Raw genomic sequence first — 23683 nt, 5'->3', positions numbered from 1 at the left:
CGAGTTGTCACCTACTTTGATATTCTGAGGATAACTAATAGATTGTTTTCCATGCTTCGACTTGAAGCTAGGAAAACCGCCACGTTTATCAAAGAAATTTTTATAAGCAGTAGACAGGTTCAATGCGACTATTTGAAGTGATTGAGAATAAGCATTTGTCAACCAAGGATATTCCTTTTTGAGATTTGGGGGTAATCCTTGAATCGCACTTCTACTCAGCCCTTTGCCAGTATCTTTGTAGGTTTGCTGACACAGATTCAAACTATAATTCCAAAACCAACGACAACAGCCGAAAGCACCCGCAAAGTACGTTTGCTGTTGGGCCGTAGGATAGATTCTGAATTTATAGGCTTGATACATTATTGGCGATCGACATCTCTGATAATATGGTACCAAGGATAGGCCGGAAAATGCCAGGAATTTGCTCGTCTCCTCATGCCTATCCCATCTCCCTCGATAATCAAGATGTCGAGTTTCGTGGGATAGGCGATCGTCGCTTCGCTCGTCTTTCATCCCACCACCAAGCGGAGTACCGCTATGGTGGGGGAATTCCCGCCTGTCTAGTTAACTTGATTTTTCTAAAGGCAGGCACTGGGTATAATTTTTTACTGAAATATAAAAATTAAAAATTCTAGGATGCTAAAGTTGGGGGCTTGTTGGGAGCTCTGCCTTCGGACAACTGCTCTCTGAGTGCTGGCGAAAGTGGGTATAACCTTAAACGGCGATGTGTTATCGTTTTGTGCAAGCTGTCCACTATATATATAGGGCATATGGGATGAAAAATCACGCTTGTATTGCAATAGGCATCAATCAATATCAGTTACTCCAGCCTTTGAGTTATGCCCAAGAGGATGCAGAGGCCCTGTACGGTTTTTTGACTGAGGAGGCGGGTTTTGCGCCGGATGGATGTCTGCTGATGACCGATAGCTCGCCGTCGCTGTGGGGTCAATCTACATATCCAAATCGGGAAAATATTCTGAGATTGACCCAAAGCCTCTGCGCGGAACATGTGCAACAGGGAGATTTACTCTGGTGTTTTTTTAGCGGCTACGGTGTCAGCTATGAAGGTAAGGATTATTTGATGCCGGTTGACGGCAATCCGGCTGACATTCAGGGTACGGGGATTCCGGTAGAGTTGCTGTTGAATACTCTGAAAAATGCTCCTACGGAAACGGTATTGGTTCTGGTTGATATGAACCGCAGCCAGATTGTGAAAGCGGGGGAAACGATCGGCTCTCAAACGGTTGAGCTGGCGCGGGAACTGGAAATCCCAACGGTGCTTTCTTGCCGCCCGAATCAAGTTTCGCGGGAAACTTCAGCTTTGCGTCAGGGGTTTTTTACGACGGCGCTTTTGGAGGGGCTACGCTCGGGACAGTGCATGACCATTAAGGGTTTAGACCGTTTTTTGAGCGATCGACTGCCGGAGCTGTGTGACCACCATTTGCGTCCGAAACAAGAACCTTTGATGGTGGTGAATCCTCCGGGAAAGGCTAATTTGGTGATTTTGCCGGATGCTTCAGGGATACCAACTGCTGCGTTGGCCGGACGCAACGGCAATATGACGGTTGGTACGGGTGATGGTTTTGATCGCCCGCAAATGGCGACGGCTATGGCTCGAATGGATCTGCCTCCGGCAGTTCGCAACGCTCAGGATTCGTCGGTTGAGATGCCACCTGTGTCGCAGCCAAATGCTGTGGCCCCTGCTGATCGGGGGGGCGATCGACCGAACTTGCAAAAGCCGGAGGATGCTGATAACGGGGGGTCTGACAAGTCTTTTTTACAGCAGCTAATTTTGTGGAGTGGAGCTACGGCTTTGGTGCTGCTGTTGGGTGTTTTTCTGACCAACAGATCAATTTTTATCGGTCAGCAGGAAGCAGATCCTCGATCGCCTGCCGAGAAGGCCCAAAACTCTGGGTCTCAAAAACTTGCTGGTGCTGGAGTGCCGCAGAAGCAACCGCAGGCGGTGCAAGCAGGGAGTGGCACCAAGCAGCCACCATCCAGCCAGCAGGTGTGGGCTGAGGCGAAAACTTTCCTCAAGGATGGTTCGGCTTCTAGTTTTAATAGAGCGGTGGTTAAGGCTCGAACGATTCCGGCTAGCGATCCGCTCTACCCGCAGGCTCAGCAGGATATTGAGCGCTGGAGTTTGACAATTTTGGATATAGCTAACGGGCGGGCTGCTCGGGGCGATTTCCAGGGGGCGATCGGCGCGGCTAAATTGATGCCGGATGTCAATCAGCCTGTTTACAATCAGTCGAAACAGGCGATCGCTCAGTGGGAGGAGCTATCCAAAGACCAGGATGTAAATATTGCTTTGCTATCGGCTGCTAAGGGCCAAATTAAGCGGGGGGTTGCCTCTTCTTACAGTAAAGGCATCCAGCAAGCTAATAAAATTCAACCCGGTCAGCCGAAGTATGAAGAAGCTCAACAGTTAATTGGAGAGTGGAGCGAAGGTATTCTCAAAATTGCTCAGTTGCGCGGGTCTCAAGGAAAGCTGAAAGAGGCAGTTGAAGCTGCTTCGCTGGTGCCGTCGGGTACTAAGAGTTATCAGCAGGCTCAGAAGGAGATCGCCAATTGGAAAACTAAGCTCCAACGCCTGCAGAAAAAAGGTTGATTTAGTTGATAATTTCTCGGTTTCCCACCGGGAAATTATCTTAGCGACTGACCAACATGGATCGTTCGCTCGATCGATACCTCTTGATACTGCAAAAAAAGACCTACATACCGATAATTGAAAACCAATAATTTTATTCACCATTTCCCCTCCGCAGCTTCGGCGCGAGGGGATTTTATATGCTCTCTGGTCGGTTGGTTTTTGTATAGTGAAAGATATCCTATGAGCTGATTAATTGGGGTTGCATAATAGTGGGATGATTTTTTTTTTTTGGTGGATGTGCCCATGAGACCGAAGGCGTGTATTTTAAAAGCAGGCGGGACGGCTAACCCCTACTCACCACAATAATCCTCAAATTGTGCAACGCCGATTAATTAATATCTTTAATTGACGCCCAGAGTTCCCTAAACCGACGCCTCCACCTTCAAAAACGAGTTTTTTAAACAATAAGGATGGCTGTAAATATATATATTTTTAATTATGAACAAATCCTAAATTAGTTGATTCTAAGGGCAAATTAAAACAGTTGATTTTTGTATTTTATCACGCAGGCTTATCAGCTTAATCTATAGTTGATTTTAACTTGAGTAACCAGCAAATAGGGCTATATCGAATTGCTATCTAAGGCAAAGGGCTAAGGCAAAATTTCCTTTAAAAATTGGGTAGGCAGAGTTAATTTTTTTATCCCTCTTTGTGGGCTATTAGGAGCTATCGACGGATGGAAGAGTGTTTAAACTTGTGGTATTTTTAAATTATTAGCAGTGACAGATCTGTTATGAATTATACAAAATGAGCCGTTACTGGCAATTCTCGCGGAGGAGCGATCGCTCCCAATGAATTCAGGAAACAGATTCACCGCCACACAGCACAAAATATCTGGATTCGCAAGCTGCGAGTCTTCGTTGGCTCGGAGATCACAAAGCTGCCTTAATTAACACAAATAAGGGCTTTGCAAGAAAATCCAAAAAATATTTCCTTGAGAAACAAGAATAAAAACTTGCTAGCTTATTGTAGCCCCGGTAACAACACGTATGCCTGAAGTTATAGTCCACAGCCAAGTCTAAGGGACGATCTAAATCAATAGGGTGATGTGGCAGTGTCCGGGTGTTAAGAGGGGCGATCGAAGAGGAATGTTACCCGAGCGATCGCTTCCCAATCGGGGAGTCTAAAACCTAGGAAGGGAAGGAGTTGGAGACAATGCTGAACTTTTTGAGTTCAGGAGAGTAGCGTTAGCACTAAACTCTGCCGTATTGTGGAAATCGAGCCAAATTTGTAACAGTTCTTAACTATAAATAATTCTGCCAAAACTGCTAGCATAGTGACACTTTTGCTAGCAAAAACAGATAAAGTAAATAAAGTTGGCTAACTCTAGACGCCCCGATCCCCATCCTGGGGATGTTGAATCAATTTGATTCATACCAAGTGGTTTTAGAGTTACAATCGGAACCAAAGCATCGCTATTTAACTGAGTTCTTTACTTACTTTTACTTTCAGCTATGAACGTGGATTTTATCAAAGCCCAAGTCAGGTTGCTACAGGGTGCAAGTTCATCGGAGCGAGAAACCCTTATTAAAAACATCGGCGTCTGTGCTGGCGTGATCCGACCGGGAGAGTACGTGACTCCGCAACGGAAGCACGCTATCACTCTCTGGCTGCAAACAAATGCGGTTCGCCTCCGGCTTCCCCAACTTCCTCTGGACTTATCCGGCCAAAAGCCTTAACAGGGAAGTAATCAAGAGGTAGCGACAGAATCAAAGAAATTAGTCAATCTTACCTAAAAGTGCTTTTTTATTGAGCTGTACAGGATCAATGAAACACGATTAAGATTGAAAAAATGTTTGTAGGGAAAGTTGGGCTCGAAAACACGCCTGTGGACAAGAAGCGGCTGACCGCCTTGGTAGAAGCAGGAAGTGAACGTCAAACCTGCTCTAAAAGTAGATTTGAGTAAGTTTCACAGAAAGGATTATTGTGCACAACTATAACCTGGGTTATTTGCTTTTAGATTTGAGATTCACTATTTAGCTGGTACTGGATAAATTTGCTATTTGTGGATCGCCTGAAAAATTATCCTATTCAATAGGTATAACTAATTACAGGGGCAGTCATTGAACTGCCCTTACTTTTGATCCCCGAGGGGGAAATGCTCCAAGTTACAATAAACGCATCTACTTGCAGATAGAGTTTAGGTAAACTCTCATGTAAGCTGCAGCGGCTCTATATTATCTGTTATGTTCGAGATGGGGAGAGGGGGAGAGGATTTGACGAGCTTTAAAAGGGAACTAATATCATCAAACAGAACTAATTATTACAATTCACTTGCTTTCTAATATATTTATTCCACAAAAATACTGTGAGCAAAAAACAAAAATTTCCTTATTTAGTTGGTTCCCGATGGACTTCACACCAAAAAACTTGGGGGTGGCGACACTTTCAAGTGGTCAACCGAAAAAACGAAGGTAAATGGGTATTTGCAGAAATGGTGGCGGCTTGCGATCCAAATGTGCGTTTTTGGCTGAACGCCGCACAGCTTAAAGACCGATCGCTCTGGCAAGCTGGATGGCAGTCTACGCAAGAATTAGAGGAATTAGAAACTGCAGACTAAAAGACAGGGCTGTGGGGTAAAGTGAGCGGAACTTCCGCCGTATGCTCGCTATCGTTCCGATCCAAACCAATACGGAGTGAGACTTTCCCGCTTTTGAAAAATCTTTTACATAACTACAAGTCCTGGAAACCTTTATTTAGCAGTGTTTTTGCTTAAGTAAGTTGGTGGGAAAAATCATCAGTATGTAACAAAACATTAAGTACGGCGTTCCGAACTCAATTTAATGCGTTTTGTAGGGTAAGCTGTTGTGCATTTAATTTGTATGTTGAGGGCGGGCAGGATGCCCAACCCCTACTCCCCACAAGAGGAAAAATTTATTTTACTATGCAATTTAAATGCGGATTAGCTTAGTGTACTTTTTTTCTCTAAGCTGTCGCGCATTTAAATTGCATATTCAGGGCGGGCGGGAGACCCCACAAGACTTTGATTTTTTTTGACAGAAAATTTAAGTGCCACAACAGCTTAGAGCGATAAGTTAAATTGACTACGGTCGATCGTGCCATATTTCCAGCGGTACTGGCCGCAACCTTCCCGCTACTTCTACACTCGGCCAATTCGGATCAAAAGTCAAATTTTCCAAGGTTCCATCGCTGTGAATTACAAATGTATCCTCAATTTTTGCTCCTGACAAACTAGGATTCCAAGCCACAGCCATATTTGCTACCAAAATATCTGAAGTAGCTGGATTAGCCACAATTTCCCGTGCCAAATATCCGGTAGTTCCGCCTTGATGGTGTTCCACAATTGCTTGAGGATATCCGTGTTCTTCGTAAGCAGTTTTAAGCGTATCATAAACCGCATTCAGCGTTACTCCCGGCCGACACAAATTTAGCGCCGCTGCTTCAATTTCTCTGACTTGTCGGTGCAACTCTGAATGCTTTTCTCCAAGAAAATCGAAACAGACAAATCTGGTTAAATTTGCATACAAACCCCATCCCCTAGCGCAAAATACTAACATTGCTTGTCGTCCAATTTGTTCGGCGGTTGCTGTGGCGTGGCGGTACAGCGGCAAACGCCTTTCTCCAGCAACTAAGGTAAGTGCTGGATGCAAACCTCTCGCCCACAAAGCCTCTGCACCGGCTCCCGCTAACTGATATTCTGTCCATGTTGGTTTGGCTGCAGAAAGTACCTCTGTCATCGCTTCGCTGGCTAAACGCCCGACTCGCCGGTATCGCTCTAATTCGCTTGACATCATTGCCTGTTTGCGAGACTGTAAAGATCCGATTATTGGTGTTTCTTGGGCATTTGGCCGATCGCTCATGACGTTACCGCCACCAGTAATTTCTTTGACAAAAGCTTCGCGCTGTGCAACATCAGCCCAAGGATAGATGTACATTTGAAAGTTGGCTGGCAATTCCTCGTCCTGCAAGCGTTGAGCTTCGATTTCATCGGTGAGAACCCAAGCGTTTTCGGCAGTAATTAATATTTCTGCAACTCCGGTTTCTGCAGTTAGCAATACTGTATGGGAACCGCCGGCTGTGGCCCAGGCAAACCAGTCAGTGCCTCGCAAGCGAAGGGCGATCGCTTTTGTTTCGGTTAAGGCTTTGCGGATGAATTCGAGTTTTATATCGACTTCTTGATTTAATGGGTTTATCATTAGCTTTCTTGCATATAAATTGTATTTTTTGGGCGGGCGGGACGCCCACCCCACAATAATTGCATCAAACTTTACTTGAAAATTTAAATGCGTTTCAGCTTATATGGACAGATACGGCTTGCAATTCTTTAGCTTTTTCTTCGGGTAAAGCGTCGTTGGCAAACATTCCGGCGGCGAGTTCGGTTCCTGCTAGGTATTTTAGCCGATCGCTCGATCGATAGGGCGGATAAAATTGGGCGTGCAAATGCGCTTCTGGATGGGGTTTCCCGTCTGTGGGGCCTTGAAACCAAGCCATCAAATAAGGGAATGGGCGATGCCACAAACCGTCATATTTGAGGGTGACTGTTTTTAAGGCTTTAGCGAGTGATTGCCGCTGTTTTTCCGTCAAATCGATAAATGTAGCAGCGGGGGCGATCGGGGCAATCCACACTTCGTAAGGGTAGCGGGCACAAGCGGGGACAAAGGCGATCGCCTCTTCGTCTAAATAAATAATTCGCTGTTTGTCGGAAATCTCTTTTTGAATCAAATCTTGCAGCAAACCGCTACTGTTTTTTTGATAGTAAACCGATTGACATTCTAACATCCGTGCCGGCACCGGTGGCACGAACGGATAAGCATAAATTTGACCGTGGGGATGGTGCAAAGTTACTCCGACTTCGACGCCGCGATTTTCAAAGGGCAAGACGTATTGAATTTCGGGATTGCTGCCAATAACTGAAGTGCGATCGGCCCATACTTCTAACAATAATTCCAAATGAGATAACTCCAAAGCGCCCAAGGAAGCCAGCGGATCTTGAGTGAAAACAACGACTTCGCAAATGCCTTTAGCTGGCAAAGTTTCGACAATATTTGCAGGTGCGTTTTTTGCTTGCAAAGTCATCGAGGGAAAGCGGTTGTCAAACACTGCTACATCGTAATCTCCCGGCGGCAATTCTGTCGGAAACTTGGGGTTAATTGTCGCAGCCAGCGGGTTGTATTCCGGCGGCGGCATGAAAGTTCTTCCCTGACGGTGGCTGGCGTATGCTACCCATTCCCCCCGCAAGGGATGCCAGCGAAAGTGGGGGTTTGCCTCTACGGGTTCATTGCTGGGACTTACGGCCACGATACCTTCTGGGATTGGGTAGCGGCTGTACAGTGTGAGTGGGCGGCCGTCTGGTTTTAGCAATTTTTGGGCGTACATTTTTTGTAGGGGCGGGCGATCGCATTTAATATATGTTAGGAGTATAACTTTGTGCTTTGAGAATCCGCCCCTACCTAAAGTCGCAAATTATATTAACAAGTTTACTTTCCAGTACCAACGTCAGCCGACCGTGTGCTATTGTGGAACGGGCCGGAGAGCCAGGATCTGGATTCAATTTAAATGCGTAGCAGCTTACGATCGCAATTCCCAATTACCCAGTATATTTATCGATCGACTATTCGATCAAGCTTTTCCTTAACCAACAAGTCTAACAACGATCGCAACACAAACAAGCCACCGAATCCCGAAACCGCAAAAGCTGCGATCGCCCCCGTTTGATATCCGCCCACTAGCAGCACTGCACCCGACAAAAACACAAAACCAGTCAAACAAGCGAAAATTAGAGTTTTTAGGGCTAAATTAATGCGTTTCAATGCTCTTTCGCTCTCTAGATTTCGCACTCTAATTTGCAGTTCGCCCTCTTCAATTCGCTGCTCCAAACGGTTGAGAAAAACTTGGGATTTACTCGGCTGTCGTAATTTATATGTAATAAAACTTCGCGCTTGCCTTGCCAATTCTCCGATCGCATTTCCCCGTCCCTTGCTCACCGCAATACTCTTGACAAAAGGCTGAGCGGATGCTATGAAATTGTAGTTAGGGTCGAGAGTTCTAGCAATGCCGTCGAGAGTCGTCACGGACTTGACAATAAACATCATTTCAGCAGGCAAGCGAAACGGTTGCTGCTCGAACATGATATAAAGTTCGTTCTTAATTTCATTAAAAGCTTGAAAGTCGATCGGCTTATCAATAAACTTATCCAACAGAAAAGCAATCAGCCTGCGTACCGGCATCATATCCGGCATCGGCTCAACTAAGCCGATCGTAATTAAAGTATTGAGTACCTCGTCAGTATCTTTTCTCATCACAGCAAAAAAAGTCTTGACCATTTGGTCTTTAGCCAGAGACTTCACCTCAGCCATCATCCCAAAATCATAAAAAATTAAGCTACCATCTTCTGTCACCGCCAAATTTCCCGGATGCGGATCAGCTTGAAAAAAACCGTCAATTAACAACTGTTTCAAATAACAGCAAATTCCGAGTTGATTGAGCTTCACAATATCCACTCCAATCGCCTCTAAACTAATGCGATCGTCCACCTTAATGCCGGGTGCGTATTCTAGAGTCAGCACTTTTTTAGTCGTGTATTGCCAGTAGACTTTCGGGACGATAACTTGAGGATATTCTCGAAAATTATGGCTAAAGCGATCGGAATTTTTACCTTCTTGCACGTAGTCAATTTCTTGATATAAAATCTTAAAAAACTCGTGATAAATAGATTCCAGGTCATATTTGCGCGTCCCAGGCAAATAGCGATCGCAAAAACGCATCACTTGGCGCACCGCCTTCACATCCAAATCAAATAAACTTTCCAAACCCGGACGCTGCACCTTTACAATCACATCTTCCCCGGTGTGCAGCCTTGCTTTGTGCACCTGTCCCAGACTCGCAGCAGCGATGGGCGACGGGTCAAAATCGCGGTACAAAGCATAAATATCCTTGCCTAACTCTGATTCTACAAGAGCGATCGCCTCTTCGGAACTAAACTGAGGAACCCGATCTTGCAACTGTTCGAGTTCCTTCACATACTCAAGCGGCAGCAAATCTGCCCGAGTCGAGAGAGACTGCCCGATTTTAATAAAAGTCGGGCCTAAATTCAGCAAAGTATTAACCAACCAATGAGCGCGAATTCTTCTAGTATGAGGCGAATTATTTTGCAGCAGTGCGTCCCACCACAAAAAAAACATAAACTTTCCCGCCGCTGCAAAAATGTCTATTTGCCGTGCCAGTGGCGAATATTTAGAACGTTGCCAACGCAGGGTTTTAGGTGCAGCTTTTGTGAGCATAATATTGGCGATCGAATTCCATGCACCGTGACAATTTTTAGGGGACAATCCAGGACGCAGAAACCGGCTTGTACGAAAAGACGGGTTGGAGGCCTTTGAAACAGTTAAAAAACTCAGTTTCTTTGGTCGATACTGCGTAATATCATCTCCGACTATACAATTATAATTAAGTTCCTAGTAAGTAATGCAAGTCCTGATTAATTAATAATAAATAGAGGACAGTCGTACTTACTACAAACACGCGCTAATTACAAGCCAATAACCAGACAGAATATAAGTCCTGGGGAAATCAGCAATCGAGAACCGGCAATTTAGACGGCAACCAGACAAACCATTCAAAACAGAGGACTTGGTAGCGTTTACGGCATTTCCAAATCTCCCTCTTCTGGCAAGTCTTCTAGTTTCGCCTGTTCGCTGCCAATTCCCAGCAGCTTCTCAACCGAACTATTCTTCTACATTACAGAGTTCCGCCGCAAATTGCGGCAGAGTCAAAGTAAAAGATGTGCGCCACAAATTGTCAGCTTCTGAACTTTCTGCCGGACAGCTAGACACATCAATAGTACCATTCAAGTGCTGCACTAAACACTTTACCAGAGCCAGACCCAAACCCGTACCGGCGATAGCTTGGTCAGTAATGCCAGTGCCACGGCGGAACTTGTCAAAGATGTGGGGCAAATCAGCAGCAGAAATGCCGCGCCCGAAATTAGAAATGTTCAGGACAATATAGCCGGCTGCCTCAGACGCCTCCAAAACTACCGCCGTTCCAGAAGCAGAGTATTTTCCAGCATTCGTCAGCAGTTCCAGCATTACCCGATTGAGAATGTCGGGGTCAGTTTCCCAGCAAGGGGTCAACTTGGGCAAATCCACCTTCAGAGTTAATTGCTTATCCGCCCACTGTTTTTCAAAATCCCTAACTAAATCTTGAAATAAAAGGTTGAGATCGATTTTGCTTAGAGAAATCGGGACTTGCTGAGGCTCAAACTGCTTGAGGGCCAGCAAATCATTAACCAGAGCAGTTTCCTTAGAACACTGCTGTTCTAGAATGTCGAGATACTTAGTCCGATTCGCTGACGGCAGTTCAGCTTGTTTGAGCATCAGAATCGCCAGCTTCATGATTGTTAAGGGGGTACGCAACTCGTGACTCAGAGTGCTGAGAAACTCGTCTTTAATCAGCTTCAATTTCCGCATTTGCTCTAGCTGATTGGCTGATTGTTCGTACAGTTTCCCCTGCAGGTCTAGACTTTGCTGCAACTGAGAGGTTCTGTCTAAAACTACGGTTTGCAATTCCTTAAGCGTTTGAGTTTGGATAATCATCTTGCTCACTTGAGCGCTGACTGATTCGAGAACTTCTAATTCTTCCGGGCTCCAAACGCGCGGCTCGGAGTGCTGCAAAACCAAGAAACCCAAAACTGTTTCCTGACGACTACCGCCCGTGAGGGGAACCAGCAGCAAGCCACGAATACCTTGAAGTTTCAAAATTTCTGTGGCTGCCTCTTGTTCTTTGCCGATTAATGCGCCTGCGTCAGCGAGGGCGAGGGGTTTGGGTGCGCTGTGGAATGCTTGGTGGCACAAATTAGATTCTGACAGCCAAAAAGCGGGATAATTATTGGGTGTTGAGTTGGGGATTTTGGATTGGGAATTAGCAGTTTTATCCTTGTTTTTCGTTTTGGATGTTGAGCTTTTTTTGCCGACTACGCTTTGTGCTATTGCCTGTTTGTTTGGCTCTTTTTTTACAACTGATTCACCAACTAATTCGACTTTCGCTTTGGGAGTTTGATTGGGCGAGCGAGTTGTAAATAGAGGATCTATATATTTCAATAGGAGGATTTGGCCTCTATCTACTTCCAGCGTATCGGCGGTATTTTCAATAACTTGCTGGAATATTCGATCGACTTCTGAATTGGTGTCGATCAAGGCAGCAACTGACCTGAGTAGATTTTTGTATTTAGCTTGTCGCTGTAACTGTTCGTTTAAGCTGGCAATTTCTTGAGTTTTTTGAATGTGAGAAATCGCGCTGCCGATCGCGTCTGATGCTGCTTCAAGGCGCTGCCGATCGGCTACCGACCACTCGTGAGGTTGCGACTTACCAACAATCATCATGCCATTTACAGCCCCTCCAAATCGCGCAGGCCCTGCCAAAATTGCCCGAAAAGGCAGCGGAGTCATAGGGGAATTGGGCGATGAAGCTGCCGGAATATCAAGATAGTCGGATATCGCCACTATCTCGCCGTCTGCTAGGACGTTTGCCCAAACGGGATGTTCGAGTGATATGCTAGGCGGTTTTAATCTTGTGGTTTGGGGGTGTTCCGGTGTTGCAGTGGAATCGGCAACACCGGCAACATAGGAGACATCGCTGCTATTTTGCCAGTAAGCATTCGGATGTACTACTTTTTGGTCAACCACAGCAGTAACCAAACAGAAATCTGCCCCCCATGCAACCCCCAAAGTATTGGCTATTTGCAGCAGCAGGAGTTCTCGATCAAAGCTGGTGGCGAGAATTTGGCAAATTTGTCGCCCGAGAAGGGCAGGATCGACCGGGAACTGCATAAGACGATCCAGAAATTTTTGGACTGATACTGGTTCTGCGATTTGCGGTAAATGCAAAGTGCAAGACTCGGACGGCGATCGGTCGATCGAAGTAAAGTCTTGATTTCCCTGGCGATTGATCATGGCAACCAAGCCTTTATTCTAAGATGTTTGAGCCGGCTCCCGCTGCCAATCTAGAACCTCTCCATAACTGTCGGCTTGACTGTTATGAGCCTGCTTTCTGTGTTTGTGCAGCCGGTCGGCGGGTCGCTCGATATGTAAAAATATACCCAGATCTGACCGAGTTCTATTTTCCTGTTTTCTACCCTTCGATCTGTACGGGATGAACTTTACCATCCTTTACCGGATGATTATCAATCCCATTCCCGCTAATTTTGACGGTTATTAGTAGTATGAAGCTTTTCTAGAGACCGCTTAGTGACACCCCTCTTCTCACTGTGTGATGTTTCCTATTTAAGCTTGTGATCCTAACAAATTTTTATTGTGATACAAATCCGCCGATCCAGTGACGCCGATCGCAAAAATTCCAAATCCCAAAATTATCACTCATAACATAGCTAAGAGTTTTCGAGTTTTTGCTCAAAAACTCATTTTTCACAACACCTAGAGCCGCGCAGTGAAGTCTAGGGTTAAATTTATCCCACTTACCTGCTTACTTATTTTGTGCTACCTGTTGGGCTTTATCGCTATTTTGGCGGTAAAGTGCCGTCCGGTTCTGAGCCGTTGTGTAGCGGGGATGCTTGGAAGGCACGGCTGCCATCAAATCCGAAGCTTGCTGCCACTTAGCAGCTACGACTAACCAATCCTGGCGAGATTGAGCGGTTTTGCCCTCGGTGGCTGCTTGTTCGGCTACTCGCACTGCTTGGGCAAAAGAGTCAACAGCAGAATCAACAGTCTCCTTAGAAATTTTCAAAGCAGGTTTTGCCTCAGAGGAAGGGGCAGTGGCAACTGCTTGGGTGGTGGCTTGTTTGCTGTTTGGCTCTTGGGAATTAAGTCCTTTGTGGATGGCGGCCGCTGCTGCAAGCAACAGCACGGTCAAGCTGATGCCACCGACGATACCGCGCTGAAATTGCCGCGGTTGCTGCATCGATCGAGGTACAGCCATTCTCGGCAAAGCCCGCTTGCCTCCGAGAGCTTGGCGTTCGTGATGGTTGCTCAGAGCTAAACGCTTGAACAAATTCGGCTTTCGGAGTTTAATTTCTTGAGACCACAACAGTTGATTATCGGGATCGCGACTAATTTCTTCGAGCCACAGCAGTTGGTGTTCTCGGACAAGGCGGCTGTTGATGTTGACTCGGCGAATATTGCGGGGCGAAATGCGTTCCAAAATTTCTCGGACTCGATCGACCAAACTAGACTCTTCGAGGAGTTGGGGCGTTGCAGCTTCGCACAGCAGTTGCAGCACCCCGTCTGCAAACACAGCTCGGGCCCTGACCCCTATCTGTGCCAGTTCGTCATTAAGGATTTGAATAATTGATGCAACCGAGCCCTGGCGAGCTTGTCGAGCAATGTCATCTATTGGATTGGTCATAAAACTATCTTGACGCTTAGCAAGCTGTTAATTGTTAACCCAAAGTTTTGGATCTAATTTTTACTCATCGAAAAACTGGGTAGAAACCCCGTCCTTCTAACAATACTTCGGACAGTTTTAGGTGCCTGTCGAGTGTCCGAAACCCAGACTGGCTGTGTGGTGGACTATTTTTTCAAGGCTTAAGTAAGCGCGCTAAGTTTCCTAAAATGCGTTAAAAATGGCACGGCTTCCTCTGTAAGGCTTACAGGGGCGTTAAAAAACTGTCCGGACTATTGTTCTAAGACGGATTTATATTAGCATTTTAACACAATCACAAAATATGTGCTAAAATGTGAGGTATGAAAAAAGCCTTTAGTTACCGATTTTACCCAACCCCAGAGCAAGAGTCGCTGTTGCGGCGCACTTTGGGCTGCGTCAGATTGGTTTACAATAAAGCTCTCCATGAAAGAACCCAAGGCTGGTACGAAAGACAGGAGAGGATTGGATACAGTCAAACATCCTCCATGTTGACCCAATGGAAAAAACAAGCAGATTTGGATTTTCTCAACGAGGTCAGTTGTGTACCATTGCAACAAGGATTGAGACACCTTCAAACTGCTTTTACTAATTTCTTTGAAGGTCAGGCAAAATACCCCAACTTCAAGAAGAAAAGAAATGGCGGTAGTGCTGAATTTACTAAGTCGGCATTTAAGTTTAAAGACGGAAATATTTATCTGGCGAAAAGTCTTGAACCGTTGGATATTCGATGGTCGAGACAACTGCCAAAAGGATGTGAACCTAGTAGTGTAACTGTGAGATTGCATCCGTCTGGACGTTGGCATATTTCTATTTGTTTTGACGATCCAACAATCAAACCCTTGCCTGTCAACGAGAATGCGATCGGGATTGATTTAGGAGTAACCAGCTTGATTGCTACCAGTAACGGCGATAAAGTGGCTAACCCGAAGCAATTCAAGAAGCATTATCAGCGATTGAAAAAAGCTCAAAAAAATCTGTCTCGAAAACAGAAGGGTTCTAAAAACAGAGAAAAAGCGAGGGTTAAGGTGGCTAAAATTCACCTGGAAATCTCGGATTCTCGTCAGGATTTCTTACAGAAGTTGACGACTCGTTTGGTACGCGAAAATCAAACGATTGCCGTTGAGTCGTTGGCAGTAAAAAATTTGGTGAAAAACCCCAAACTCGCTTTGGCTATTTCCGATAGTGGCTGGGGTGAGTTGGTTAGACAATTGGACTACAAATGCAGATGGTACGGGCGGAACCTGGTCAAGATAGATCGATGGTTCCCTAGTTCCAAACGTTGCAGTCAATGCGGACATATTGTCGCAAAAATGCCTTTGAATATTCGCTCTTGGCAATGTCCTAGTTGTGGTTGTGACCACGATCGAGATGTCAATGCGAGTAAGAATATTTTGACCGCTGGACTAGCGGTGTCTGTCTGTGGAGCGACCGTAAGACCCGAACAGAGTAAATCTGTTAAGGCAGGTGCTATGAAGCAGAAACCTAAATCGTGAGGTTTGGGAATCTTTGCCGTTCTACGGTCGGGGAGGATGTCAAACAGGTTATCACTGACACTGGCAGGTTAAAATGAACAGGTGCAAATCTTGCAGACCGATCCCAGTTAAAATTATCACCACAGCATCGAACTCTCGCCAACAAGAAATAAACTATGGGTAAAGTAATTAGCGGTCAAATTTTTGTTGTAGACGACAACATCGATACAGATCAAATTATCCCGGCCGAATACCTGACCCTGGTTCCCTCGAAGCCGGATGAGTACGAGAAACTAGGCAGTTACGCGATGATTGGGTTGCCCGATCGCTACGGTAAGTTTATCGAATCCGGTGAACAGAAAACCCGGTATCCGATTATAATAGGGGGCGAAAATTTTGGCTGCGGTTCTTCGCGGGAGCACGCTCCCATCGCTCTGGGAGCCGCCGGCGTCACAGCAGTGGTGGCTTTGTCTTACGCACGCATTTTCTTTCGCAATTGCTCGGCTACTGGCGAATTGTACCCGATCGAATCAGTCGATCGGCTGTGCGACTTGTTTGTAACCGGCCAAGAAGTGACGATCGACTTTACAGCAGAGGTAATTGTCAACCACACTCTCGATCGAACTTTCTCGCTCAAACCTTTAGGAGAAGTAGGGCCAGTGATTGATGCCGGAGGGCTGTTTGACTACGCGCGTCAAACGGGAATGATTGCGGCTCGCTCTTAACTTTTAAAACCCCTGCAGTGTAGGGTGTACCACCGGGCGCACCTTACCAGAAAGAATTGGTTTAAAGCCTCTCCCCTTTAGGGAGAAATTAAAATCAGACTATTCATTATATCAAATCTGTTAGCATCGGAATTATTCCTATCTCTATTCTCTTGATCTGCATGAATCTGCGTCAATCCCTTGTGATCTGCGGTGAATAAATTCTCTTTTTTGACCGCAGATACAGGCAGATTAACACAGATTAACGCAGATGAATTAGATGGATTTCGGGTGGTTGCACCATCTGTGATTGTTGACTGTTGACTGGATTTTACTATTCCGATGCTACCAATTGATATTACTCCAATCCTCTTCCTTCTAGGTAGATGTCGCTGTCAACTGTCAACTGTCCACTGTCAACTGAAGAATATCTCCCTGCTCAAACCGCTCCCATCTAGGGTGCGTGGAAATTTTCTCAAATCGAGTCAATAAAATTCAATAAAATACGCTGGTGAGCAATGCCAAAAGGTCGCACATCTCCTGACTGCTCAGAATAGCATTTGCCGGCCCGAATCTGCTCCGGGGTCAACAACTTCATATCCCAACCCTCCAGCAAAACTAAATCCTTGACATCCGCACTAAGTTGTCCGTGAAAAACGTGGCGAACCACATCTTTTTCGACATCGCAACAGAAAAAAGAAACACTTGCAGGAGCATAGCCAATTTCCTCTGATAATTCCCGCACTACAGCAACTTCCGGCGTTTCCCCCGGTTCCAAGTGTCCGCCAAACAAAGCCCAATGTCCGGGATACCTGATATGAGGAATATCGTCCCGCAACTGACAGAGAAACTTGCCGTCTTGGTACAAAATTGCGATCGCAACGTGAATTTTAGTCATAAGAAAGTTCTACAACGAGCAATGTACGGGATTAACGGATTTAATGGATTTAACGGAGGGATATTGAGGAGAGAAGGAAGAGGGAAGAAGTTATTTACGAGATAGGGCAGAATTTGATTGAGGGGCAGGTTAACCGTAATCTGTAATATAAACAAAAAAGCTGATAAACCCGCCCCGACGAGGCTATTATAGTCGAGCGACTTTCAGCATAAATAAACCTACCCACAGCGTTTGGGCGCAACTACAAACCTTTGATTTTTATGAAATTGAGGTACTTAGTTATTGAAAGAAATTAGTATCTTCCTATTTTTATTGAGTGGCCGCTGGAGTGCGCTTTAATTGTTCCATTTCCTCAACATAAACTTCACCTAAATCTTTTCCGGCCAATTCCTTCAGAGTAATACTCTTGTAGCGGACTTCTCCCTTCAGCAACACTTCATCGCCAAGCTGGGGCAAATCTTGCTTGGTTAAAATCCAAATACTGCCAGTACCATCCTCAAGTTGATAAGCCGCATTCCCTACAAACGGAGCGCGATTTTCTACCTTTCCCCGGAGATAAACTTCAGCATCCACTTGCCGCTTTTGTTGAACGTCGCCAATGCTAGCCACATTAAAGCCAAGATTAAGTTGAGACAGAGGTAAATTGCCACAACTGAAAAAACCGCTGGCGAGGACTAGCGACAAAGAGCCGGTGCAGAATCTTTGAACCCAAACTTGCTTAATTGCAGTAGTCATTGGTCAAATGATTAGAGATGTGAGATACGACTTACTTTAACAGAATCCCCAGAATCGATCGCAAGTAAGAAATTTTTCTAGTGGAGTCCTTGGCGGGGATTAAGCTAAAATCTAAAATCGTCAGCCCCTAACCCAGAGTCTACAATGGATGCCAAAACTGCTCAAATACTAGATGGCAAAGCTTTAGCGACAAAGATTCAAAGCGAGCTGAGCGATCGAGTCCGCGCCCTACAACCCCAAAAAGGGCGTCCTCCGGGACTTGCGGTGCTGATGGTGGGCGACAACCCAGCCAGCGCAGCCTATGTTCGCAACAAAGAGCGAGCCTGCGCTAAGGTTGGCATAGCTTCCTTCGGCCAGCATTACCCCGCAAACGTTACTCAAGCCGAACTAGAACTTGCAATTCGTGCACTCAACGAGGACGATCGAGTAGATGGCATTTTAGTTCAATTACCGCTACCAGAGCACTTAGACGCAATTTCGCTGCTGTACCAAATTGCCCCCGACAAAGATGCTGACGGACTTCACCCTGTAAATTTAGGCCGTCTCGTGCGCGGGGAGCAAGGTTTGCGGAGTTGTACTCCCGCCGGAGTGATGCGGTTATTGCAAGAATACCAGATTGATTTAAAAGGAAAAAATGCCGTTGTTTTGGGACGAAGTATTTTGGTAGGTAAACCGATGGCGCTGATGCTGTTAGAAGCCGACTGCACTGTTACTGTAGCTCATTCGCGATCGCAAAACTTAGAATCTATTACCAAGCAAGCCGATATTTTAATAGCCGCAGTCGGCCGCACAGAAATGATTACAGCTAATATGGTTAAACCCGGAGCAGTAGTAATTGATGTCGGTATCAACCGCGTCGTCAATCCAGACGGTACGAGCCGTTTGGCCGGAGATGTTGATTTTAATGCTGTTAAAACAGTAGCCGAATTTATCACGCCGGTGCCGGGAGGAATCGGGCCGATGACTGTTGCTATGCTTTTGGAAAATACCGTTTCGAGTTATATTGAATACGGTTCTAATTGAATTATCACCCACTTATGAGCCAGTATTGGCTCAAGTAGGGTTAGTAATCTACCAACAGACAAAGATTTTAGCTATGGCTTTAAAACCGGATTCGTCAGGGACATTGCGCTTAATTGGCGACAACACCTCGGAATTCATTCAACTTTTTCCTAAAGATATAACCAACTTCCCTTTAGGAGCTTGGGCGCTCGATGGCGACGATACAGTAAATGGCTCAGGGGCTAGCGAGTTAATCCTGGGAAATGAAGGGGAAGATTTTCTCACAGGTTTTGGAGGCAACGATTCTTTATTTGGGGGAAAAGGAAGAGATGCCTTGTTTGGACAGGAAGGGAATAACTCCCTCAGTGGTGGTCTAGATGCTGATTTTATTCTGGGAGAGGCTGGCGATGATATTTTATTTGGGGGTAGAGGGAATGATGTTTTAGACGGCGCAGATGGGAATAACACTCTGGTTGGCGGCTTGGGCAGAGACTTCTTAAGTTGTGGGTTTGGCAATAATTTATGCGTTCTGGGAATAGATTCTGCCACTACAGATATCAATTCTAGTGATATAATCGAAAGTTTTTATCCTGATTTGGATCGCATTGGATTAGCGAGTGACTTAACGGTCAATGATATAGTGTTGGAGCAGGTACAGAATGTGGCATTAACATATACTTTCGATCTGCCGCAAGCTTTACAACCATTACTCCCTCCAAGTCCGGCCGACGCATTTAGCGGATCTGCTTCAGGAACTCAACTCAGAGGCGGAATTAGCGGAGTTTATTCAGGAACTCTCATCAGAGTCAGAAATTCTAACGCGATTTTAGGTTTTGTAGACGATGTAACCCCAAATGAACTTCAAAGCAGGATTGTTTCCGTTCAGGGTTTCTAAATTCAGGACAATCACTCCTGGACTGACAAACTTATCATACAGCAGATTCCATGTATAGATGATTAATTTGAACAGCAATTGCGATCGTAAGAAAGCCTGTAACTTCTTGATGTTCGCCTACTGGTTGTACAATTTCAATAATATCTCGATTGTGCAGTTCGTAGCGTACCGCCGGATTTTCTGGCAGCCACTCCACAAATTCCTAGAAGTTTACGAGTTTGGGTAAAGCTTGAGTCATAGGTTTTCAGAATTACCGATAATATAAATTATATCTCTATCTATCTGCGTTTATCTGCGTGCATCTGCGGTTACAAATTCCCAATCTGCCAGCCTTGCTAGATTCAAACAATTTAAAATGCTGGATTTAATCGGGCGCTTTTCATCCCAAAATACGATCGCTGAATAAAAGTTAATGGCCGCCGGTGAATTCAAAAGCTCAAAAGTTTGACGTGCAACTCTCTCGCTCTCAAAGCTAAGAAAGTAAACAGTATCATCGAAGATTGCAGGTTTATTAGCTATTTCACCGATTAACCTAAAATCCAATTTTTTATAAAGCCCGCAAATCGCAATTTTCCAAGGTTGGAAGCTATAATCGCCTACTCCAAAAATCGAAAATCGAGGGTTATTTTGATAAATTTTGCTTTTGCGATTATCTAGATATTGCCCGCACTTCTCTAGATAACGTCCGGTTTTAGGAGCTATAGTTTTGATATTTTCGGTTGATTCACCGATAAATTTTTGAGTAACTAGGATATAGCGCTCCGTAGCATTAATGCGATTTTGAGCAACATCCGATCCTTTAAGTAGCGGAAATAGATAAGTTTCCTCAATCTCGACAGCTTCCCCAAATCCATTGACAAACAAATTATCAATTTTCCGAAATTCCATCACATTCGAGCAGTCATGTTTGACACCAGATCGCCATTTTACCCCTGAATTCACCGCATATAAATTACCCAATTTACTGAAAGAGTTTATATCCTTAACCAGGAGATTGTTGTGATATCCGATTCGGTGGCAGTCAGAACTTTCTAAACTGCTAAATACATCGCAGAAGTAGTTTTGTGAGCTTGAGTCAAACTTGCAGAATAACAGACAGGCATCAACATTTGCATCAAAATACTTTTTAGCATCTATTTTGTAAGTTGCACAGCTAGCGAGATTAAGTTTTTTTGAATGAATGTAACTCAATAACTTTCTGGCAACGGAAGTCTTGCAAAGCATTGCCAGAGTGGCGTCACGATTTTGCAACCATTGTATCGCATGGATCAGCATCCATTCTGAGATATCGAAGTTACTTTTACCTGTTAGTGCATCTAAGCCAGTGTGCTTTTGAAAATTACTTTTCTTCGGCAAGTTTTTACTGCAAATAGTTCCTTGTTGTGAGTTTGTTACCCAAGGAAAGTTGCCAAGTACCAGCACCCTATGATTAAATTGGTTGATTAATGATGTCCAGTCAAACTCAAAAAAATCTCCGTGTTTAACCTCACATCTTTCATCCTGCAACAATTCATGCTTAGCTTTTAATTCTATTAAATAACTTTGATTGATTTCAACCCCGATAATCTTGCTGGCGGATGGAAACGAATTTGCAGCAGCTTTAATGAAATTACCTATCCCGCAAGTTGGCTCAATGATGACTTTGGGGTTAACATCAAGTTCTATCAATTTCCGACACACCATCTGTGCTAATTCCAGCGGTGTCTGAAAATCCCCGTATTCTAGTTTGGTTTTGCGATCGTTGGAACTCATCGGTTAGATTTATAAACTGCGATAACGCCGTCTTGTTGTCCGGCACGCTCAATTCTACTTGTTACCAGGCTCAAGCCTGGTAACGCAGATCCGGAGACTCTACCTCCAATGTTCCCAAGCAAGTGAGGCAAAGCCTCTAGACATCGGTTCCCCGGCTGTGCGTGGGAACCAGTTAAATAGTAGAGTTAATCCGGTTCTGAAATATCGAGTTGGTTTTTTCAGTAAGATAACTGATGTTAATTATCGGTACACAGTTTATTGTAGATACCGGAAAGGATTTTAATCGGCTCTTCCAGTGATCGATATCACTAAGGATTGGAGATAAAGATCATTAAAATTCATGTCCTATATCATCGACAAGCTTGACTTTTATTGCTACTTGCTTTATCTTTGTAGGTGCGACAACTCATAGGCTGATAGCTCAATGCGCTCAGTCTTGTATAATCCGAACACCTCTCTAGAACTCGTTAACGAAAAAGTTGACAGAGAGAAGCTCTTTGGTGTATTATTTTTTTAAGCCAGTATGATTGCCTAAACTCTTAAAAACAGAGTTCAGTCTATGATTTGTCGCAAAGTAAATCGGGACTTCTCCATGTTTGAGTTAGTTTATCAGGCATTATAACTTAGCTGAATTAGGAAAAAATAATAAGTCTTAGGGTGTTGCACCAATCTATGTTTGGTGTTTTGCAGATTGAGTTTACCTGGAATTATTCTGGTGTGGCTAACTCTCAGAGTATTCAAAGGCTTAGATGATTTCCCAACCCAAAGGTATTGGGATAAAAGTGTTTCCCCCATTCTCAAGCTAGATTTTCTCATCTACACTCTGGAGAAAGCAGAAAATGAAGAACTTTAACAAGAAAGATAACGATCGAGTGGCATCGGGCTTGTCGATTACGCTGTTAAGTAATGGTGAGAATCAACAAATGGGATCGCCTTCATATTTTGAGGGGGATCTATAAACTTGGATGTGTGAGGGTGGAGAAATATGGAGATACTCATCAACCTAACTCTCTAGATTGAAATTAGGTTGATGAGTTCTAGGGAATTAGGTTACAGTCAAGTGCAGAAAGTGAGTTGCCCCTCACTCTCTGCAAAAACTAGCGGTTCTGTCGAGTATGAAAATGTTAGCTTTCGTGACAATTGTCACGGTTGGATGCGATTTTAAAGATAGGTGACTTTCTCTCGCATCTGCTACACTAATAATCATTAATGAAAGACAAAAGCAAACAGGTTTTAGAAGCCTGTATCACCTTCACAAAGTAAGTCGATTGAGTCACAAGTAAATCGTTTCATCATTTCTCCTTTAATTACACAAAAAGCACAACTACGTCCTTGTCTACAGAGTAGTAAAGACCTTCAATGAGACTGATGCACCTTTTCTGGCTCAGTTTACACTTCATTTAATTGACTATTCTATTGGTCGAGAAACAATCCGGCAATATTTCCAGATTGTTTTCTTCATTTGACTCAGTTCGATCCTGAATCCGCTAGCTAAAACCTTTTACAAACAATAAAAAGTCTGGTAATTAATGTCTCCATTGCTCACATAGCTCTGTTAAGTGGATGTAAAGCTTCGGGTTATTTCTTTCTTTTCGCGATCGGTGAACAAAGAGCGTGAAGGTATCGCAATAAGTACAAACTATATATCGATAAAACTCTTTCAAAGATTTTTCGTCAACGAGACCGAAATGGACACACATAGACATTTCTTCTAAAAAATTAAGAATATTGACTATTTCCTGCTTTTTCTGTGCATCTGCATATATCAGATTCATGTGCTCATTACTTTCGGTATCATCTAGCGGTTTGAGCTCTTTATGAATTTTTGCTGCAATTTGTCGAACACTAAAATAGCTAGGATCGTTCCATATTTGTATGTAACGTAAGGTTCGATCGATTTTTTTGTCCTCTAAATTGATTTCGATTCCCCGCAAAGCATATACGGCACTAGATATTCCTGCAGCAGTAGCTAATGTAGTTACCGCAAAATTTAAAGTGTCTCGGTATTTTGATTCATAAAAATGAACAGCGATTAAAGTTAAGGCTGCAATAAAGGTAGTAATTCCAATTCCCATTGTGAGATTTAGACTGATTTTGAGGAATCCGTCGGGTTCTCTTTTGCTGGGTGGAGTTGTTGGTTTGGTTAGCATTTTTAACTCCTTAGTGTTCAATGAATCTCACATATTAATCATTTTTACAAATCTACTTAGGGTTTTCCGGCATCAATTTAAAATA

At 44.4% G+C, this 23683-nt stretch carries 18 protein-coding genes; 7 read left to right on the top strand and 11 right to left on the bottom strand.

Annotated elements, in window-relative coordinates; genetic code table 11:
- Nucleotides 1-513, bottom strand: a 513-nt coding sequence (locus QUA44_RS25275) for a helix-turn-helix domain-containing protein (protein ID WP_333255444.1), incomplete at its 3' end; no start/stop codon positions are given.
- Nucleotides 514-775: 262 nt separating this feature from the next.
- Between QUA44_RS25275 and QUA44_RS25270 the strand changes: the two genes are divergently transcribed.
- From QUA44_RS25270 to QUA44_RS25260, 3 genes are all read left to right on the top strand, one after another.
- Nucleotides 776-2611 (top strand): caspase family protein, encoded by a 1836-nt coding sequence (locus tag QUA44_RS25270; protein ID WP_333255442.1) that lies wholly within the window; start codon nt 776-778, stop codon nt 2609-2611.
- Between the two features lie 1496 nt (nt 2612-4107).
- Nucleotides 4108-4332, top strand: a complete 225-nt coding sequence (locus QUA44_RS25265; protein ID WP_006635912.1) for a hypothetical protein — start codon at nt 4108-4110, stop codon at nt 4330-4332.
- Nucleotides 4333-4961: 629 nt separating this feature from the next.
- Nucleotides 4962-5213 carry a TIGR02450 family Trp-rich protein gene (locus QUA44_RS25260; protein WP_242725377.1) on the top strand — a complete coding sequence of 84 codons (252 nt, stop codon included), beginning with the start codon at nt 4962-4964 and terminating at the stop codon, nt 5211-5213.
- Nucleotides 5214-5697: 484 nt separating this feature from the next.
- Here the strand turns inward: QUA44_RS25260 and QUA44_RS25255 are convergent, their stop codons facing one another.
- The 5 genes from QUA44_RS25255 to QUA44_RS25235 form a co-directional block, all read right to left on the bottom strand.
- Nucleotides 5698-6810 (bottom strand): M24 family metallopeptidase, encoded by a 1113-nt coding sequence (locus tag QUA44_RS25255; protein ID WP_333255440.1) that lies wholly within the window; start codon nt 6808-6810, stop codon nt 5698-5700.
- 94 nt (nt 6811-6904) lie between these two features.
- Nucleotides 6905-7990: a galactose-1-phosphate uridylyltransferase gene (galT, locus tag QUA44_RS25250; RefSeq protein WP_333255438.1), complete on the bottom strand. Its 1086-nt coding sequence runs from the start codon at nt 7988-7990 to the stop codon at nt 6905-6907.
- 224 nt (nt 7991-8214) lie between these two features.
- Nucleotides 8215-9894, bottom strand: coding sequence for an AarF/ABC1/UbiB kinase family protein (locus QUA44_RS25245; RefSeq protein WP_333255448.1), 1680 nt, complete (start codon nt 9892-9894; stop codon nt 8215-8217).
- A 444-nt stretch (nt 9895-10338) separates the two neighbouring features.
- A complete protein-coding gene (locus QUA44_RS25240; protein ID WP_333255437.1) occupies nt 10339-12564 on the bottom strand; it encodes a GAF domain-containing sensor histidine kinase in 2226 nt (741 codons plus the stop codon).
- A 529-nt stretch (nt 12565-13093) separates the two neighbouring features.
- Entirely contained in the window at nt 13094-13972 is an 879-nt protein-coding gene (locus QUA44_RS25235; protein ID WP_333255435.1) for a hypothetical protein, read from the bottom strand.
- Nucleotides 13973-14310: 338 nt separating this feature from the next.
- Here QUA44_RS25235 and QUA44_RS25230 point away from each other — a divergent pair, with 338 nt between their 5' ends.
- Complete coding sequence (locus tag QUA44_RS25230) at nt 14311-15483, top strand: RNA-guided endonuclease TnpB family protein (protein WP_333255433.1); 1173 nt, start codon at nt 14311-14313, stop codon at nt 15481-15483.
- Between the two features lie 155 nt (nt 15484-15638).
- Nucleotides 15639-16187 (top strand): LeuD/DmdB family oxidoreductase small subunit, encoded by a 549-nt coding sequence (locus tag QUA44_RS25225; RefSeq protein ID WP_333255432.1) that lies wholly within the window; start codon nt 15639-15641, stop codon nt 16185-16187.
- Nucleotides 16188-16641: 454 nt separating this feature from the next.
- On the opposite strand, the gene QUA44_RS25220 is transcribed toward QUA44_RS25225, so the two are convergent.
- Both QUA44_RS25220 and QUA44_RS25215 read right to left on the bottom strand, forming a co-directional pair.
- Complete coding sequence (locus QUA44_RS25220; protein ID WP_333255430.1) at nt 16642-17064, bottom strand: NUDIX hydrolase; 423 nt, start codon at nt 17062-17064, stop codon at nt 16642-16644.
- Between the two features lie 309 nt (nt 17065-17373).
- Nucleotides 17374-17799: a DNA-binding protein gene (locus QUA44_RS25215; protein ID WP_333255428.1), complete on the bottom strand. Its 426-nt coding sequence runs from the start codon at nt 17797-17799 to the stop codon at nt 17374-17376.
- A gap of 144 nt (nt 17800-17943) precedes the next feature.
- On the opposite strand from QUA44_RS25215, the gene folD reads away from it, so the two are divergent.
- Both folD and QUA44_RS25205 read left to right on the top strand, forming a co-directional pair.
- Nucleotides 17944-18822 (top strand): bifunctional methylenetetrahydrofolate dehydrogenase/methenyltetrahydrofolate cyclohydrolase FolD, encoded by an 879-nt coding sequence (folD, locus tag QUA44_RS25210; RefSeq protein ID WP_333255426.1) that lies wholly within the window; start codon nt 17944-17946, stop codon nt 18820-18822.
- A gap of 73 nt (nt 18823-18895) precedes the next feature.
- Nucleotides 18896-19696: a calcium-binding protein gene (locus QUA44_RS25205; protein WP_333255424.1), complete on the top strand. Its 801-nt coding sequence runs from the start codon at nt 18896-18898 to the stop codon at nt 19694-19696.
- Between the two features lie 34 nt (nt 19697-19730).
- Here QUA44_RS25205 and QUA44_RS25200 read toward each other — a convergent pair whose 3' ends face one another.
- The 3 genes from QUA44_RS25200 to QUA44_RS25190 form a co-directional block, all read right to left on the bottom strand.
- The gene (locus tag QUA44_RS25200) at nt 19731-19892 is read right to left on the bottom strand and encodes a hypothetical protein (protein ID WP_333255422.1); all 162 of its coding nucleotides are present in this window, start codon (nt 19890-19892) and stop codon (nt 19731-19733) included.
- 92 nt (nt 19893-19984) lie between these two features.
- Nucleotides 19985-21448 (bottom strand): class I SAM-dependent methyltransferase, encoded by a 1464-nt coding sequence (locus QUA44_RS25195; protein ID WP_333255420.1) that lies wholly within the window; start codon nt 21446-21448, stop codon nt 19985-19987.
- A gap of 1526 nt (nt 21449-22974) precedes the next feature.
- A complete protein-coding gene (locus QUA44_RS25190) occupies nt 22975-23598 on the bottom strand; it encodes a DUF4760 domain-containing protein (RefSeq protein WP_333255416.1) in 624 nt (207 codons plus the stop codon).
- Nucleotides 23599-23683 lie beyond the last annotated feature (85 nt).

Origin of the sequence: Microcoleus sp. N9_A2, assembly GCF_036701775.1 — a bacterium.
Classification (GTDB): Bacteria; Cyanobacteriota; Cyanobacteriia; order Cyanobacteriales; family Microcoleaceae; genus Microcoleus.
This window is presented reverse-complemented; position numbering and strand designations above follow the sequence as displayed.

What these genes read in the sequence shown, in the direction of transcription:
- QUA44_RS25270 (WP_333255442.1), top strand. Translation starts at nt 776, where the DNA reads ATGAAAAATCACGCTTGTATTGCAATAGGCATCAATCAATATCAGTTA.
- QUA44_RS25265 (WP_006635912.1), top strand. Translation starts at nt 4,108, where the DNA reads ATGAACGTGGATTTTATCAAAGCCCAAGTCAGGTTGCTACAGGGTGCA.
- QUA44_RS25255 (WP_333255440.1), bottom strand. Translation starts at nt 6,810, where the DNA reads ATGATAAACCCATTAAATCAAGAAGTCGATATAAAACTCGAATTCATC.
- galT (WP_333255438.1), bottom strand. Translation starts at nt 7,990, where the DNA reads ATGTACGCCCAAAAATTGCTAAAACCAGACGGCCGCCCACTCACACTG.
- QUA44_RS25245 (WP_333255448.1), bottom strand. Translation starts at nt 9,894, where the DNA reads ATGCTCACAAAAGCTGCACCTAAAACCCTGCGTTGGCAACGTTCTAAA.
- QUA44_RS25240 (WP_333255437.1), bottom strand. Translation starts at nt 12,564, where the DNA reads ATGATCAATCGCCAGGGAAATCAAGACTTTACTTCGATCGACCGATCG.
- QUA44_RS25235 (WP_333255435.1), bottom strand. Translation starts at nt 13,972, where the DNA reads ATGACCAATCCAATAGATGACATTGCTCGACAAGCTCGCCAGGGCTCG.
- QUA44_RS25230 (WP_333255433.1), top strand. Translation starts at nt 14,311, where the DNA reads ATGAAAAAAGCCTTTAGTTACCGATTTTACCCAACCCCAGAGCAAGAG.
- QUA44_RS25225 (WP_333255432.1), top strand. Translation starts at nt 15,639, where the DNA reads ATGGGTAAAGTAATTAGCGGTCAAATTTTTGTTGTAGACGACAACATC.
- QUA44_RS25220 (WP_333255430.1), bottom strand. Translation starts at nt 17,064, where the DNA reads ATGACTAAAATTCACGTTGCGATCGCAATTTTGTACCAAGACGGCAAG.
- QUA44_RS25215 (WP_333255428.1), bottom strand. Translation starts at nt 17,799, where the DNA reads ATGACTACTGCAATTAAGCAAGTTTGGGTTCAAAGATTCTGCACCGGC.
- folD (WP_333255426.1), top strand. Translation starts at nt 17,944, where the DNA reads ATGGATGCCAAAACTGCTCAAATACTAGATGGCAAAGCTTTAGCGACA.
- QUA44_RS25205 (WP_333255424.1), top strand. Translation starts at nt 18,896, where the DNA reads ATGGCTTTAAAACCGGATTCGTCAGGGACATTGCGCTTAATTGGCGAC.
- QUA44_RS25195 (WP_333255420.1), bottom strand. Translation starts at nt 21,448, where the DNA reads ATGAGTTCCAACGATCGCAAAACCAAACTAGAATACGGGGATTTTCAG.
- QUA44_RS25190 (WP_333255416.1), bottom strand. Translation starts at nt 23,598, where the DNA reads ATGCTAACCAAACCAACAACTCCACCCAGCAAAAGAGAACCCGACGGA.